The organism is Streptomyces sp. NPDC058373 (genome assembly GCF_042723275.1).
In the GTDB taxonomy this organism is placed as follows: Bacteria; Actinomycetota; Actinomycetes; order Streptomycetales; family Streptomycetaceae; genus Streptomyces.
This window is the reverse complement of sequence record NZ_JBHXJE010000075.1, coordinates 1-15,466: the sequence shown is the minus strand read 5'-3', so window position 1 is coordinate 15,466 and position 15,466 is coordinate 1. Positions and strand designations below refer to the sequence as shown.

General features: G+C 73.1%; 12 protein-coding genes. 8 read left to right on the top strand and 4 right to left on the bottom strand.

Going from position 1 to position 15,466, the window contains the following annotated elements; translation table 11 throughout:
- The first annotated feature begins 303 nt into the window (after nt 1–303).
- Both ACFWMZ_RS27290 and ACFWMZ_RS27285 read left to right on the top strand, forming a co-directional pair.
- Nucleotides 304–3,489 carry a sacsin N-terminal ATP-binding-like domain-containing protein gene (locus tag ACFWMZ_RS27290; RefSeq protein WP_383204781.1) on the top strand — a complete coding sequence of 1,062 codons (3,186 nt, stop codon included), beginning with the start codon at nt 304–306 and terminating at the stop codon, nt 3,487–3,489.
- A gap of 779 nt (nt 3,490–4,268) precedes the next feature.
- Entirely contained in the window at nt 4,269–5,129 is an 861-nt protein-coding gene (locus ACFWMZ_RS27285) for a calcium-binding protein (protein ID WP_383183127.1), read from the top strand.
- 86 nt (nt 5,130–5,215) lie between these two features.
- On the opposite strand, the gene ACFWMZ_RS27280 is transcribed toward ACFWMZ_RS27285, so the two are convergent.
- A complete protein-coding gene (locus tag ACFWMZ_RS27280) occupies nt 5,216–7,654 on the bottom strand; it encodes an HAD-IC family P-type ATPase (RefSeq protein WP_383204778.1) in 2,439 nt (812 codons plus the stop codon).
- A gap of 241 nt (nt 7,655–7,895) precedes the next feature.
- A complete protein-coding gene (locus ACFWMZ_RS27275; RefSeq protein ID WP_383183123.1) occupies nt 7,896–8,183 on the bottom strand; it encodes a DUF2530 domain-containing protein in 288 nt (95 codons plus the stop codon).
- 424 nt (nt 8,184–8,607) lie between these two features.
- Here ACFWMZ_RS27275 and ACFWMZ_RS27270 point away from each other — a divergent pair, with 424 nt between their 5' ends.
- Nucleotides 8,608–10,053, top strand: a complete 1,446-nt coding sequence (locus ACFWMZ_RS27270) for an NCS2 family permease (RefSeq protein ID WP_383183121.1) — start codon at nt 8,608–8,610, stop codon at nt 10,051–10,053.
- Nucleotides 10,054–10,138: 85 nt separating this feature from the next.
- Here ACFWMZ_RS27270 and ACFWMZ_RS27265 read toward each other — a convergent pair whose 3' ends face one another.
- Nucleotides 10,139–10,378 (bottom strand): hypothetical protein, encoded by a 240-nt coding sequence (locus tag ACFWMZ_RS27265; RefSeq protein WP_383183119.1) that lies wholly within the window; start codon nt 10,376–10,378, stop codon nt 10,139–10,141.
- Between the two features lie 198 nt (nt 10,379–10,576).
- Here ACFWMZ_RS27265 and ACFWMZ_RS27260 point away from each other — a divergent pair, with 198 nt between their 5' ends.
- The 3 genes from ACFWMZ_RS27260 (at nt 10,577) to thpR (ending at nt 13,145) form a co-directional block, all read left to right on the top strand.
- Nucleotides 10,577–11,014: a MarR family winged helix-turn-helix transcriptional regulator gene (locus ACFWMZ_RS27260; RefSeq protein ID WP_003950034.1), complete on the top strand. Its 438-nt coding sequence runs from the start codon at nt 10,577–10,579 to the stop codon at nt 11,012–11,014.
- A gap of 114 nt (nt 11,015–11,128) precedes the next feature.
- Nucleotides 11,129–12,475 (top strand): MFS transporter, encoded by a 1,347-nt coding sequence (locus ACFWMZ_RS27255; RefSeq protein ID WP_383183116.1) that lies wholly within the window; start codon nt 11,129–11,131, stop codon nt 12,473–12,475.
- Nucleotides 12,476–12,554: 79 nt separating this feature from the next.
- On the top strand, nt 12,555–13,145 hold the full coding sequence (gene thpR, locus ACFWMZ_RS27250; RefSeq protein ID WP_383183114.1) for an RNA 2',3'-cyclic phosphodiesterase: 591 nt from the start codon (nt 12,555–12,557) through the stop codon (nt 13,143–13,145).
- A gap of 213 nt (nt 13,146–13,358) precedes the next feature.
- Here thpR and ACFWMZ_RS27245 read toward each other — a convergent pair whose 3' ends face one another.
- A complete protein-coding gene (locus tag ACFWMZ_RS27245; protein WP_383183112.1) occupies nt 13,359–14,354 on the bottom strand; it encodes an aldo/keto reductase in 996 nt (331 codons plus the stop codon).
- Nucleotides 14,355–14,441: 87 nt separating this feature from the next.
- On the opposite strand from ACFWMZ_RS27245, the gene ACFWMZ_RS27240 reads away from it, so the two are divergent.
- Both ACFWMZ_RS27240 and ACFWMZ_RS27235 read left to right on the top strand, forming a co-directional pair.
- Complete coding sequence (locus ACFWMZ_RS27240; RefSeq protein WP_383183110.1) at nt 14,442–14,945, top strand: hypothetical protein; 504 nt, start codon at nt 14,442–14,444, stop codon at nt 14,943–14,945.
- A gap of 64 nt (nt 14,946–15,009) precedes the next feature.
- Nucleotides 15,010–15,357 carry a YkvA family protein gene (locus ACFWMZ_RS27235; RefSeq protein ID WP_383183108.1) on the top strand — a complete coding sequence of 116 codons (348 nt, stop codon included), beginning with the start codon at nt 15,010–15,012 and terminating at the stop codon, nt 15,355–15,357.
- Nucleotides 15,358–15,466: the final 109 nt, after the last annotated feature.

Below are 15,466 nucleotides of genomic sequence, written 5' to 3'. Positions count from 1 at the left end.
GGCGCTGAGCCAACCCCCAGCCCGGCCGGCGCTTGAGGCCAGCAGGGACCGGCACGGTCGAGACGGACAGGACGCAAAGGACAGCCCGGCCGGCGGTTGAGGCCAGCAGGGACCGGCGCGGGAAGGCCGGACCGCAGCCCAACGACAGCCGGCCGGCGCTTGAGGCCACCCGGGACCGGTACGGTCGAGCAGCGCGCAGCCATGGCTCAGCCCGGCCACGGGCGCCCCTGGCCCGCCCGGAGGCGGCGAGCCGCAGACTGGAGGGGAGCCCAGCCGCAGGCACCCCCGATACGAGGAGCAACCGTGACCCACCCCACCCCCGCCCAGGAGGGCACGGACCCGTTCGGTACCGCCCGCCGCAGGCGGACCGTGCTGGACTCGTGGGCCGCCTCCCCCGCCAGGTTCCGCGAGGACGCCAACGCCGAGGAGGACCTGGCCCTCGGCGGCTACCGCGACCGCCTCGTCGTCGAACTGGCCCAGAACGCGGCGGACGCGGCCGCCCGCGCCCACGTCCCGGGCCGCCTGCGCCTGACCCTGCACGAGAGCGCCGGCACCCACGTCCTGGCGGCGGCCAACACGGGCGCCCCCCTGGACGCCACCGGCGCCGAATCCCTGTCGACGCTTCGCGCCTCCGCCAAGCGCGAGGGCGCGGAGGCGCGGTCCAGCGTCGGCCGTTTCGGCGTCGGCTTCGCCGCGGTCCTCTCGGTCAGCGACGAACCGGCCGTGCTCAGCCGCACCGGCGGCGTCCGCTGGGACCTGGCACAGGCCCGGGAGGCCGCCCGCGAGGTGGCCCGCCACAGCCCCGGCCTCGGCGACGAGCTGATCCGCCGCGACGGCCACGTCCCGCTGCTGCGGCTCCCGTTCGCCGCCGAGGGCACCCCGCCCGAGGGGTACGACACGGTGGTGGTGCTGCCGCTGCGCGACCCGGCCGCCCAGGACCTGGCGGAGCGCCTGCTCGCCGCCGTCGACGACGCCCTGCTCCTCGCCCTGCCCGGCCTCACCGAGATCGTGGTGGAGACCCCGGAGGGGACGCGCGTGCTGCGCCGCCGCGACGAGGCCCCGTACGCGGTGATCGAGGAGACCACCGGCACCGGCGCCCCCGCCGAGACCCGCCGCTGGCGCACCGCCACCGCCGACGGCCCCCTGGACCCGGCCCTGCTGGCGGACCGCCCGGTCGAGGAGCGGCTGCGGCCGTTCTGGTCGGTGGTGTGGGCGGTCCCGGTCGACGCCGAGGGCGCCCCGGTGCGCCCGGCGGCCGCTCCCGTCGTCCACGCCCCCACCGCCAGCGACGAACCGCTCGGCCTCCCAGCCCTGCTCATCGCCTCGTTCCCGCTGGACACCGCCCGCCGGCACGTCGCCCCCGGCCCGCTGACCGACTTCCTGGTGGCCCGCGCCGCCGAGGCGTACGCCGGGCTGCTCGACGCGTGGCGCCCCGTCACCCCGGCCGCCGTCGCCCTGGTCCCCGGCCCGCTGGGCCAGGCCGCCGTGGACGGCGCTGTACGCGGGGCCGTGCTCGACCTGCTGCCGCGCGCCGCCTTCCTCCCGCCCGCCCTGCCGCCCTCCGACACGTCCGAGGACGACGCCGACACCGACGTACCCCTGCTGCGCGCCGACCGCCCCGAGGCGCTGCGTCCGATCGAGGCGGAGCTGGTGGAGGGTGCGGGCGAGGCGACCGTACGCGTGCTCGCCGAGGTGCTGCCGACGCTGCTGCCCGCCGGGCTGGAGCGCCGTCCCGAGCTGCGCACCCTCGGCGTGGGCCGGCTGTCGCTGGGCGAGGCGATCGACCGGCTTGCCGGGGTGGAGCGTTCCCCGGCCTGGTGGTACCGCCTGTACGACAGCCTCGCCGGGGTGGACCCGGACCGCCTGCAGGGGCTGCCGGTGCCGCTGGCGGCGGGGTCCACGGCGGGGAGCCCGCGCCAGGTGCTGCTGCCCGGCCCGGCCGAGGACGGGCCGGAACCCTCGGCGCTGGCCCGCCTCGGGCTGAAGGTCGCGCACCCGGAGGCCGCCCACCCCCTGCTGGAGAAGCTGGGCGCGCTCACCGCGACGCCGCGCTCCGTGCTCCGTACGCCCCAAGTGCGCGCGGCTGTCGCCGAGTCGCTCGACGGTGACGGGTACGCGCTGCGGGACGACGCCCCGGACGCCGAGGAACTCGCCGAACTGGTCCTGACCCTGGCCCGCGACGCCGAACTCGCTCCCGGCGACGAACCCTGGCTCGGCGCCCTCGCCCTCCCCGACGAGGACGGCGAGCTCTCACCCGCCGGTGAACTGGTCCTTCCAGGCGGCGAGTTCGCCTCCGTCATGCGCGACGGCGAACTCGCCCTCGTGGACGAGGAATGGGCCGACCGCTGGGGCGAACAGCCCCTCGCCGCCTGCGGGGTGCTGGCCCGCTTCACCCTCGTACGCGCCACCGACGTCGTCCTCGACCCTGACGAACTGGAGCCGCGCGACAGCGACTTCGCCGAGCCGGACGACGTGGGGCTGCTCGACGCCGTCGACGTGTGGTGCGAGGACGTCCTCGACCGGCTCCCCGAAGGGCCCGTCCCGCCGGTCGCCACCGAGGTCACCGCCGTCCGCGACCTCGACCTCGTGGACGACGACCGCTGGCCCGAGGCGCTCGCCCTCCTCTCCCGCCCGCCGCTGCGCGACGCCCTCACCCAGCCGGTACGCGTCCTGCTCCCCGACGGCACCACCGAGTCGGTCCGCCCCTACACCGCCTGGTGGCTGCGCGGCCACCCCGTCCTCGACGGCCGCCGCCCCGCCGGACTCCGCGCCGCCTCCGGCGACCCGCTGCTGACCGGGCTCTACGACGAGGTGGACGCGGCCGGGTTCGACGACGGGCTGGTGCTGCGCGCCCTCGGGGTACGGACGACCGCCGCCGCCCTGCTCGCCGAGCCGGGCGGCGCCGCCGAACTCCTCGACCGCCTCGCCGACCCGGACCGGGAGGTCTCCGTACCGCAACTCCACGCGCTCTACGGCCTCCTGGCCGACCTCGACCCGGACGAGGTGACGCTGCCCGACGAGCTGCGGGCGGTCGTCGACGGGGTCGTGGAGGTCGTGGACGCCCGCGACGCGCTGGTCGCGGACGCGCCGGACCTGCTGCCGTTCGCGGTGGGGCGCCCCCTGCTGCCCGTCGCTCCCGCACTGGCGGGTCGGCTCGCGGAGCTGCTCCAGGTCGGGCGGCTCTCGGAGGGGGTGCGGGTGACACCTGCCGGTGAGGGTACGGAGCATCCGGTGCCGGACGCGGTCCGGGAGCTTCTCGGGGAGGGGGTGCCGAGCTCGTACCGGGAACACGACGAACTCCTCGCTGACGGAGTGGAGTTGGACTGGCACCTCACCCCGGGGCGCGTGCTGCACGCCGCGACGCTGGAGGGGGTTGCCGCCGGGCTCGCCTGGGCGGCGGGGCAGTGGCCGCGGCGCTTCGAGGTCGCCGCCCTTTTGGAGGACCCGTCCCGCACCGCCGAACTGGCCCGCGACCGCTGGTTCGACTGACGCCCCCAGCCACGTCCCCCCGGGGGCGCGGCGAGCCCGCCTCAAGCGCCGGCCGGGCTGCGGTTTGGCCGCGCCGCTGCCGACCGTGCCGGTCCAAGATGGCCTCAAGCGCCGGCCGGGCTGCCTTTTGGCCGTCTGTCCGTCTCGACCGTGCCGGTCACGGATGGCCTCAAGCGCCGGCCGGGCTTGGGGGTTCGCAGGGTGCCCCGGCGCGGCCCCGCCCCACCCACGCACCAGAGCAACCGCGAACCCTGGCCGGGCCGCCACTCAAGACCACCGGCAACAGAAAAAAATCCCAGCCCGGCCGGCGCTTGAGGCCATCTTGGACGGGCACGGGAGAGCCATGCCGCGCCCAAATCCCAGCCCGGCCGGCGTTTGAGGCCGTCAGTGACCGGCACGGGAGAGCCGGGCCGCGCCCAAACCCCAGCCTGGCCGGCGATTGAGGCCGATCAGTGACCGGCACGGGAGAGCCGCGCTGCGCCAAAAGACCTAGCCCGGCCGGCGTTTGAGGCCATCAGTGACCGGCACGGGAAAGCCGGGCCGCGCCCAAGAAACCAGCCTGGCCGGCGCTTGAGGCCAGCAGTGACCGGCGCGGGCGAGGGCGCCGCAGCCGACCCCGCCCCCCCCCGTTCACGGAAAGGTCGAATATTCCCACAACCCTTCACATGTCCCACAAGTCTTGCCTGTCGAGTCATGGGACTCGACAGGCCGGGCGGTCCCGCACCGCCGCGGCCTGGGGACGGCCCCACGGGGGCCCTTCTCCACTTGGGGAAACACACATGCGTATCCGTGCCACTGTTGCCGTCGTCAGCGGCGCCCTGGCCCTGTCCGTTCTCTCCGGCGCCGCCGCTCAGGCCGCCCCGGCACCCGACCGCGAGCGGGTCCAGGTGCCCACCGCGGAGTCGGTGTTCGGCGAGCGGGCGACCGCGAAGGACAAGGGCTTCAAGGCCGCCGCCGCGCCGAAGCTCTCGAAGGTCACCGTCAACGGCGGCAAGGACATCGTCCTCGGCACCACCAAGCTGAAGACCGTCACGGTCAGCATCACCGCCTCGCACGCCGCCGGCATCGGCGACGCCTACGCCTACCTCTGGCACGGCCCGAACTTCGAGAACGTCGACGGCATCCTCGTCCCGAACGAGGAGTACGCCTCCTGCAAGGCGTCCAGCGCCACCACCTCCACCTGCAAGCTGACCATCACGGTCGACCCGCAGTGGGACCTCTACAACGCCCTGGCCGGTAGCTGGAACATCTCGGCCGGCGCCCTCGCCGCCGACGAGTCCGACTTCGCCTGGAAGGAGAAGTTCGCCAAGACCCGCGTCCAGCGAGCCTCCAGGCTGGTCGTCAACGCCACGCCCGAGCCGGTGAAGAAGGGCAAGACCCTCACGGTCAAGGGCACCCTCTCCCGCGCCAACTGGGACACCTGGAAGTACGCCGGTTACACCCAGCAGTCGGTGAAGCTCCAGTTCAAGAAGAAGGGCGCCGCCGCCTACTCCACCGTGAAGACGGTCAAGAGCGGCTCCAAGGGCGCGCTGAAGACCACCGTCAAGGCCGCCTCGGACGGTTACTGGCGCTGGAGCTTCGCCGGCACCTCCACCACCCCGGCCATCAACTCCACGGCCGACTTCGTGGACGTGAAGTAGGCCCGTACCGAAACCGCCCGGGGGCCGCTCTCCCCGACGCCACAGTCTGTGGGAGCGGCCCTCGGCCGTGTTCGGGTACGGGCGCGTCAGACCGGCAGCCACCGGTCCACGACCCGCCACACCACCTCCACCAGTGCCGCCGCGATCACCGCGATGCCGACGGCCGCCCACGGCATGAGCGACCCGACCAGCCGCAGCGCGAAGAAGTCCTGGAGCCACGGCACCACCAGCACCACCAGGAACGCCCCGGCCATCACCGCGACCAGCCCGATCCGCCACCAGGTGTAGGGCCGGGCGATGATCGCCAGCACCCAGATGGAGACCAGGAAGAGCGTCAGCGTCGCCGCGCTCGTCTCCGCCGGGAGGGCGTCGGGGCCCGTGTAGTACGCCCGAGCCGTCATGTACGTGATGAAGGTGGCTGTTGCGGCGATCACGCCGCCGGGGATCGCGTACCGCATCACGCGTTTGACGAAGTGCGGCTGGGCCCGCTCCTTGTTCGGGGCGAGGGCGAGGAAGAAGGCCGGGACGCCGATGGTCAGGGTGGAGAGCAGGGTGAGGTGGCGGGGGAGGAAGGGGTACTCGGTCTGCGAGATGACGACGAGGATCGCGAGGAGGACCGAGTAGACCGTCTTGACCAGGAAGAGCGTCGCGACGCGGGTGATGTTGCCGATGACCCGGCGGCCCTCGGCGACCACCGACGGCAGGGTCGAGAAGCTGTTGTTCAGCAGCACGATCTGGGCGACGGCCCGGGTGGCCTCCGAACCGGAGCCCATACTCACGCCGATGTCGGCGTCCTTGAGCGCGAGGACGTCGTTGACCCCGTCGCCGGTCATCGCGACCGTGTGGCCGTGCGCCTGGAGGGCGCCGACCATGTCCCGCTTCTGCTGCGGGGTGACCCGGCCGAAGACCGTGTTGTCGTCGAGCGTGTCGGCGAGGGCCTCCGGCTCCCTGGGGAGCTTGCGCGCGTCGTAGGTCCGCTCGGCGCCGGGCAGGCCCAGCTTCCCGGCGACCGCGCCGACCGAGACGGCGTTGTCCCCGGAGATGACCTTGGCGGCGACGTGCTGCTCCTCGAAGTAGTGCAGCGTGTCGGCGGCGTCCGGCCGCAGCCGCTGCTCCAGGACGACCAGGGCGGTGGGGGTGGCACCGGCGCCCGGGTCGGCTCCGTCCAGGCCGCCCGCGGCCCGGGAGAGCAGCAGGACCCGCAGACCCCGCTCGTTGAGCGCGTCGGTCTCGGCGAGCGCCTCGTCGCCCGCGGGGAGCAGCACGTCGGGGGCGCCGAGCAGCCAGGTGCGGTGGGCGTCGTCGCCCTCGTCGAAGGAGGCCCCGCTGTACTTGCGGGCCGAGGAGAACGGCAGCGTGTCGGTGGTCCGCCAGCCGTCGGGGGCCGGGCAGGCGTCGATGACGGCCTGGAGGCTGGCGTTGGGCCGGGGGTCGCTGGTGCCGAGGGCACCGAGCACCCGCCGGACGTACGCCTCGTCGGCACCGCCCAGCGGGCGGATCGCCTGTATGTCCATGCCGCCCTCGGTGAGGGTGCCGGTCTTGTCGAGGCAGACCGTGTCGACGCGGGCCAGCCCCTCGATGGCGGGCAGCTCCTGCACCAGGCACTGCTTGCGGCCCAGCCGGATCACGCCGATCGCGAAGGCGACCGAGGTGAGCAGCACCAGACCCTCGGGGACCATCGGGACGATGCCGCCGACGGTGCGGGCGACGGCGTTCTTGAAGTCGTTGTCCCGCACGACCAGCTGGCTGATGACGAGGCCGATCGCGGTCGGCACCATCATCCACGTCACGTACTTGAGGATGGTGCTGATCCCCGAGCGCAGCTCGGAGTGGACCAGGGTGAAGCGGGAGGCCTCCTCGGCGAGCTGTGCCGCGTACGCCTCGCGGCCGACCTTGGTGGCGCGGAAGGCGCCGCCGCCGACGGTGACGAAGGAACCGGACATGACCTGGTCGCCGGGGCGCTTGACGACCGGGTCGGCCTCGCCGGTCAGCAGGGACTCGTCCACCTCCAGGCTGTCCGCCTCGCGGACCTCGCCGTCGACCACGATCTTGTCGCCCGGGCCGATCTCGATGAGGTCGCCGAGGACGATCTCGGAGGTGGAGATCGCGCCGGGTCTGCCGTCCCGGCGCACGGTGGGCTTGGCCTCGCCGATCACCGCCAGGCCGTCCAGGGTCCGCTTGGCGCGCCACTCCTGGAAGATGCCGATGCCGGTGTTGGCGACGATGACGAAGCCGAAGAGGCTGTCCTGGATCGGCGCGACGAAGAGCATGATCACCCAGAGGACGCCGATGATGGCGTTGAAGCGGGTGAAGACGTTGGCGCGGGCGATCTCCGCGAGCGAGCGGGAGCTGCGCACGGGGACGTCGTTGACCTCGCCCCGCGCCACCCGCTCGGCGACCTCCGCCGAGGTCAGCCCTGGCTCGGGCGGCGTCGCGGGAGGGACGTCTTCCAGCTCCGCCCCCTCCTCGGTCCGCCCCTTCCCGGGTTCGGAACCCCCGGCGCCCACCTGTGCCCGCTGCGTCATGACACCGACGTTAAGGCCCCCGACCACACTTCACCGCCCGAGGGACCAAAGATCCGTCCCGGGTACGAGACCGTTGTGGCTCTGCCGTAGGGGGCCGGACGCCGCATCCCCCACCGAGGTATCCCCACCCCCTACGGGAGGGGTGCTACAGGGGCTGCCACAGCCGCTTCCGGCCGCGCCGCATCCACTCGCCGACACTCCCGACGGCGCACCCGGCGGGACGGTCCGGGGGGGGGTCGGCTCAGCCCGGGGAGGCGGCCGAGGAGGCGCCACCCGACGCGTCCGAGGCCGCCGCCGGCTTCATGGCGGCGGCGCGGCGGCGGACGTACCAGATGCCGAGGCAGCCGAGGCCGGCGCCGGCCAGGCAGGTCCAGACCCACCAGGTGTGGCCGCGGTCGGAGAACCAGCCGTAGAAGGGGAGCTGCACGAGGAAGAGGACGAACCAGAGGATCGTGCCGCCGGTGATGGTGGCCACCACGGGCCCTTCCAGGGGTTCGGGTGCTTCGTGCCGGGGCGTCCACTTCTTCATGCCCCCAGCTTACGGCCGACGCCCACGGCCCCCGCCGCCGCGCCGACGCGGGCGCCGTCGGGGCCCTCACCCGTAGGCCCGCAGACCTGCGGGCCTTGTGGCTTATGCCTCTACGCGCGGAGATAGCAATTTCGGGTTCATGTATTCATACTGAAACGGCTTGAGTCTGACCGTTTTCTTTCGTAAGAAGACACAAGGGCCACAAGTATCGGTAGGTTTCCGCCCCGGCTCGGTTGATTCACCGGTCACACGATCGTGATCCGGAGGTCACGCCTGGCTGATTCTGTGCGGTGTCCCACCGTTCACCGCACGGCTCACGCGACCGCGACCGCACGGTCCCGGCCGCACCGGTGACCGCAACCCCCGTCCCCTCGTACGGACCTCCAGCCAAAGAGCCCGTACGCCTCGCACCCCTGAGGTTTCCATGCCCACCTCGGCCCCTGCCCAGGACGCCACGTCCGAGCAGCCGAACCCGCCGTCCGGCGCGCTCGACCGCTACTTCCAGATCACTGAGCGCGGTTCCACGATCCCCCGCGAGGTGCGCGGCGGCTTCGCCACGTTCTTCGCGATGGCGTACATCATCGTGCTGAACCCGATCATCCTCGGCAGCGCCAAGGACATGTACGGTCACCAGCTCGACAACGGCCAGCTCGTCACCGCGACCGTGCTGACCGCGGCCCTCACCACGCTGCTCATGGGCGTCATCGGCAACGTGCCGGTCGCCCTCGCCGCGGGCCTCGGCGTCAACACGGTGGTCGCGCTCCAGCTCGCCCCCCGGATGAGCTGGCCGGACGCGATGGGCATGGTGGTCCTCGCCGGTTTCGTCGTCATGCTGCTGGTCGCCACCGGGCTGCGCGAGCGGGTCATGAGCGCGGTGCCCCTCGGCCTGCGCAAGGGCATCGCCATCGGCATCGGCCTGTTCATCATGCTGATCGGCCTGGTCGACTCCGGCTTCGTCTCCCGCATGCCGGACGCCGCGCAGACCACCGTCCCGCTCCAGCTCGGTGCCGACGGCCACCTCAACGGCTGGACCGTGCTGGTCTTCGTCCTCGGTGTGCTGCTGACGCTGGCCCTCCTGGTGCGCAAGGTGCCCGGCGCCATCCTCATCTCCATCGTCGCGATGACCGTCCTGGCGCTGGTCGTCAACGCCGTCGCCGACATCCCGTCCTGGGGCCTGACCACGCCCGAGTGGCCCGGCAACCCGGTGGCCGTCCCGGACTTCGGCCTGATCGGCCAGGTCAGCCTCTTCGGCGGATTCGCCAAGGTGGGGCTGCTCACCGGCATCCTCTTCGTCTTCACCGTGCTGCTGTCGTGCTTCTTCGACGCGATGGGCACGATCATGGCGGTCGGCGACGAGGCGGAGCTGACCGACGCCAAGGGCAACATGCCCGGCGTCAACAAGGTCCTCTTCGTGGACGGCATCGCCGTCGCGGCGGGCGGCGCCTCGTCCTCCTCGGCCACCACCTGCTTCGTGGAGTCCACCGCCGGTGTCGGCGAGGGCGCGCGGACCGGCTTCGCCAACATCGTCACCGGCGGCCTCTTCGCCGTCGGCCTCTTCCTCACGCCGATCGTGACGATGGTCCCCTCGCAGGCCGCCACCCCCGCCCTGGTCGCGGTCGGCTTCCTGATCCTCTCCGGCTCGATCGGGGCGATCGACTGGACGGACCACACGATCGCGATCCCGGCCTTCGTGACCTTCATGATGATGCCGTTCACGTACTCGATCACCAACGGCATCGGCATGGGCTTCGTCAGCTTCTGCGTGCTGCGCCTCGCCGCCGGCCGCGGCCGCTCCGTGCCCGTGGCGATGTACGCGGTCTCGGCGGTCTTCGCCTTCTACTACCTGATGCCCGCCCTCGGCCTCACCTGACCAGGGCCCGGCCCGCGCGCCCGTCCGCGCGGCCGGATCAGTACGGCACCGGCCCGGTCCGCCCGGCCCCCGCTCACCGCGGGGGTCAGGTGGGCCGGGTCGCGCCGTTCACGGCCTCGTCCTGCACGACCTCGCCCGCCACGGCCTCGTCGCCGTAGAACTTCTCGGTCTCCTCCACCGCGGTCTGGAACCGCTGGTCGAAATCGTCCCGGATCATCGTCCGCACGACATAGTCCTGGACGCTCATGCCGCGTCTGGCCGCGTGACCCCGAAGACGTTCGAACAGCTCTGAGTCCATGCGCAGGCTGAGTACGTGGGTGTCCATACCTGTCAGGGTCCCCGCACCTCTGGCGCGATCGCGCCGCTTTTCGGACTCTCCTCACTCTTTCGGGTGACGACCACGTGCCTGGCGGGCAGGCGCCGGGCGAGGCTGGTCACTCCCGTGGAGGGCGCCCGGACGAGCACCGTGACTCCTGCCACGAGGAGTGGTCCTTAGACATAGTAATGAGTTACTCTAACGACTATGCCGGACCTCACCCATGGCGAAGACGCCGACGCCGTGAACGCACTGCGCTCCTCCGTCATGCGCCTCTCCCGCCGACTCAAGCATCAGCGGGTCGACGAGTCGCTGAGTCCCACCGAGATGTCGGTACTCGGCACCCTCGCCCGCTGCGGCACCGCCACCCCCGGCGAACTGGCCCGCAAGGAGCACGTGCAGCCGCCGTCCATGACGCGGATCGTGGCGCTCCTGGAGGCCAAGGGCCTGGTCCGGCTGGAGCCGCACCCCGAGGACCGCCGCCAGAAGGTGGTCACCCAGACCGAGGAGGCCGAGGCGATGCTCGAAGAGAGCCGCAGCAAGCGCAACGCCTGGCTCGCCTCCCTCGCCGCCGAGCTGGACGAGGAGGAGTGGGCCAAGGTCCGCGCCGCCGCCCCCGTCCTGGAGAAGCTCGCCCACCTCTGACCCGCCTCCCGGCCGGGCCACCGCAGGACCAGCGTAACCGCAGGACCAGCAGTAACAGCAGCACCGTTCGACGAAGACCGACCAGACACCCCCGCCACAAGGAGGCGACGTCCTTTGAGTACGGGACCCGGAGCAGACTCCGCCCCCGCACCAGCCGCCCACGACACCACCCCGCCCGCCCCCAAGCAGTCCATGTTCAGCTCGCTGAAGGTCCGCAACTACCGGCTCTTCTTCACCGGGCAGGTCATCTCCAACACCGGCACCTGGATGCAGCGCATCGCCCAGGACTGGCTGGTCCTCACCCTCACCGGGTCGTCCGCCGCCGTCGGTATCACCACCGCCCTCCAGTTCCTGCCGATGCTCCTCTTCGGCCTCTACGGCGGTGTCCTCGTCGACCGGCTGCCCAAGCGGCCGCTGCTCCTCTTCACCCAGGGCGCCATGGGCGTCACCGGCCTCGCGCTCGCCGCGCTGACCCTCTCCGGCCAGGTCCAGGTCTGGCACGTCTACGTCACCGCGTTCGTCCTCGGCCTCGTCACCGTCGTCGACAACCCGGCGCGGCAGACCTTCGTCAGCGAGATGGTCGGACCCCGCCAGCTTGCCAACGCGGTCTCCCTGAACTCGGCGAACTTCCAGTCCGCCCGCCTGGTCGGCCCGGCCGTCGCCGCCGTGCTGATCAGCGCCGTCGGCTCCGGATACGCCTTCCTCATCAACGGCCTCTCCTTCGCCGCGCCCATCGCCGGGCTGCTCATGATGCGCATGGGCGAGCTGCACAAGGCGCCGCGCACCCCGCGCGGCAAGGGCCAGCTCCGCGAAGGGCTCCGGTACGTCGCCGGGCGCCCCGACCTGATCTGGCCGATCGTCCTGGTCGGCTTCATCGGCACCTTCGGGTTCAACTTCCCGATCTGGCTCTCCGCCTTCGCCGACAAGGTCTTCGACGGCGGCCCCGGCATGTACGGCACGCTCAACACGCTGATGGCCGCCGGCTCCCTCGCCGGTGCCCTGCTCGCCGCCCGGCGCGGCGCGGGACGGCTGCGGCTGCTGGTCGCGGCCGCCGTGGGCTTCGGCGTCCTGGAGATCGTCGCCGCCTTCGCGCCGTCCGTCTGGATCTTCGCGGTCCTGATGGTGCTGACCGGCATGTTCGGCCTGACCGTCAACGTCACGGCCAACTCGTACGTGCAGATGGCGACCGAACCGCAGATGCGCGGACGCGTCATGGCGCTCTTCATGATGGTCTTCACCGGCGGTACGCCGCTGGGCGCGCCCCTGCTCGGCTGGATCACCGACGAGTACGGCGCCCGCACCGGCTTCGCCGTGGGCGGCGCGATCTCGCTGCTGGCCGCCGTGGCCGTCGGCCTGATCCTGGCCCGCGTCGGCGGGCTGCGCATCAAGGTGGACCTGCGCCGCGGCCACAAGCACATACGGTTCGTGCCGGACGAGAAGCGGCTGGCGGCAGCCGCCTGACCGCACCCTGGCCCCGCCCACGGCCGCTTCCCGCACGGGGAGCGGCCGTCGCCGTACCCGGCCCGGGCAGACTGCTCCCATGGCCACACCCGTGCCCCGCCCCCGCCTCTTCGTCGCCGTCGTCCCGCCCGACGCGGTCCTCGCCACGCTGGCCCGCGCCACCGCCGGGCTCGACGCGCTGCCCGGTGCCGACCGGCTGCGCCGCACCGAGGCGGCCGGGCGCCACTTCACGCTGGCCTTCCTCGGGCCCAGCGACCCGGACCGGCTGGACGACCTCGGCGCGCGGCTCGCGCGGGCCGCGCACCGGACGGCGCCCTTTCCGCTCGCCCTGCGTGGCGGCGGACGCTTCGGCGACCGCGTCCTGTGGGCCCGGCCGGACGGCGACCTGACCGCCCTCGCCCGCCTCGCCGACCGCGTCCGCGCCGCCGCCACCCGCGCCGGGCTGCCGCCCGACGCCGAGCACGCCTTCAAGCCCCACCTGACACTGGCCCGCGCACGCCCCGGGCAGCCCGTACGGCTCGCCCCGTACGCCGAGGCGCTGGCGGAGCTGGAGGTCGGGCCCTGGCAGGTGACCGACGTGCACCTCATCCGCAGCGTGCCGCCGCCCGGGGGCGCACCGGGGGCCCGGCCCGCGTACGAGACGGCCGGGCGGTGGGTGCTCGGCGGGTAGCGGGGAAGGGCGTGGGGTCCGTCACCCCGGGCCCGGACGGGCCTACCGGCCCGTTAACCTCGTGGGTGTGGACCCCAAGACCAGGAACCGGATCATGGCCGGTGTGCTTGTACTGATGTTCGCCGTCATCGCCGTCTCGGCGGTCGCCGGCGTCTGACTCGTGCGCGGCGGCGCGCCCCCGGGGCCGTACGTACGCTCCGGGGGCGCGCGCTGCTACCAGGCGAACGCCTCCGGGGAGCGCCCCGGCCCCGGGAAGATCGCGTCCAGCTCGGTCAGGAACTCGTCGGAGAGCTCCAGGTCGACGGCGCGGACCGCCGAGGCGAGCTGCTCGTCGGTGCGCGGCCCGACGATCGGACCGGTCACCCCCGGCCGCGTCAGCAGCCAGGCCAGCGCGACCTCGCCCGGCTCCAGACCGTGCTTCTCCAGCAGCTCCTCGTACGCCTGGACCTGCGCGCGGATCGCGGAGTTGGCCAGCGCGTCGCCCGAGCGGCCGTCGTTGGTGCGCGACCCGCCGCCCTCCCGCTCCTTGCGGATGGCGCCGCCGAGCAGGCCGCCGTGGAGCGGCGACCAGGCGATGACGCCCAGGCCGTAGTCCTGCGCGGCCGGGATGACCTCCATCTCCGCGCGGCGCTCCGCGAGGTTGTAGAGGCACTGCTCGCTGACGAGGCCGAGGCTGCCGCGGCGGGCGGCGGTCTCGTTGGCCTGGGCGATCTTGTAGCCGGGGAAGTTCGAGGACCCGGCGTACAGGATCTTGCCCTGCTGGACCAGGGTGTCCATGGCCTGCCAGATCTCGTCGAACGGCGTGCGGCGGTCGATGTGGTGGAACTGGTACAGGTCGATGTGGTCGGTCTGGAGCCTGCGCAGGCTGGCGTCGACCGCGCGGCGGATGTTGAGTGCGGAGAGCCGGTCGTGGTTGGGCCAGGCGTCGCCGTCCGCGCCCATGTTCCCGTAGACCTTGGTGGCGAGGACGGTCTTGTCGCGCCGGTCGCCCCCCTGGGCGAACCAGGTGCCGAGGATCTCCTCGGTGCGCCCCTTGTTCTCGCCCCAGCCATACACGTTGGCCGTGTCGAAGAAGTTGATGCCGTCGTCGAGAGCCGCGTCCATGAGGGCGTGGCTCTCGGCCTCGCCGGTCTTCGGCCCGAAGTTCATCGTGCCGAGCACGAGGCGGCTGACCTTGAGGCCCGTACGTCCGAGCTGCGTGTACTTCATGACTCCACAGCCAAGCCCTTCGAGTGGGCTCCAGGCAAGGGTGCGGGGCGGCGTGCCTCGGCCGGGCCGTGTGGCAGGCTCGGGCCCATGAGTGGGACGACCGGGGCCCGGCCCCGGGTACTGGCGGTGCTGCGGGAGCGGCTGGCCGCCGCCGGGGACGAGGCACGGGGCGCGCTGTGGCGGCTCGCCGAGGACGGCCGGGAGCTCGACGCCAACCTGGTGCGGCTGGCGCCCGGCGCGGCCGTCGGCGAACACCGCGAGTCCGTCCTCGACGTGCTGCTGGTGGGGGTGGCCGGAAACGGGCGGGTCGAGCCGGACGGGCTGGAGCTGGCCGAGTCGGCTGTGCTGTGGCTGCCGCGAGGTGCGCGCCGCGCGTTCACCGCGGGCCCGCGCGGCCTCGCGTACCTGACCGTGCACCGCCGGCGCCCGGGGCTCGCCATCGGCTCGGCCCCGCCCGGTGCCGTCCGCGCCCCCGAGCCGGAGGGCGGCGAGGCGCCCTGCTTCCTGGACCGGGTCTGCCCCGGGTGCGGCCGCGTCTCGGACGACCCGGCGCCGGTGTACTGCTCGCGGTGCGGAGAGGCGTTCGGATGATCCGCCCGCGCGGCGGCCCGGCACAGCTCGGTGCGGCCCGGTGCGACGGGGTAGGCGTGAGCGTATGAGTACTGGTGCATGGATCGCCCTCGCCGTGGTCCTCGCCCTGGCGGGGCTGGCGGCCGTCCTCGTCCTGCTGGTACGCGTCTTCAGGGCCCGCAAGCTCCTCGCGGACGCGGGCATCCCGCTCCAGAACAAGGCCCTGTTCTGGACCGCCGTGATCTACACCGTCTCCCCGGTCGACCTGCTCCCCGACCCGGTCTACCTGGACGACATCGGCTTCCTCATGCTCGCCCTGCGCTCCCTGCACTCGGCCGGCGCCCACGCCGTCGCCGCCCGCCGCGAGAAGCGGGCGGACGGGACGGCGGGGGCGCCGCGGCCGGGGCGGGCTCCCTTGACCAAGGAGCCGTAGGCCAGGCCCCTGGGGCTAGGCCCTGTCCGGCGGATCTTCGTGGAAGAGCCTGCGGCGTCTGGTGCGTGCTCTCGGCGTGCGCCCGGATCTCCCTCGTACTGGACGTACT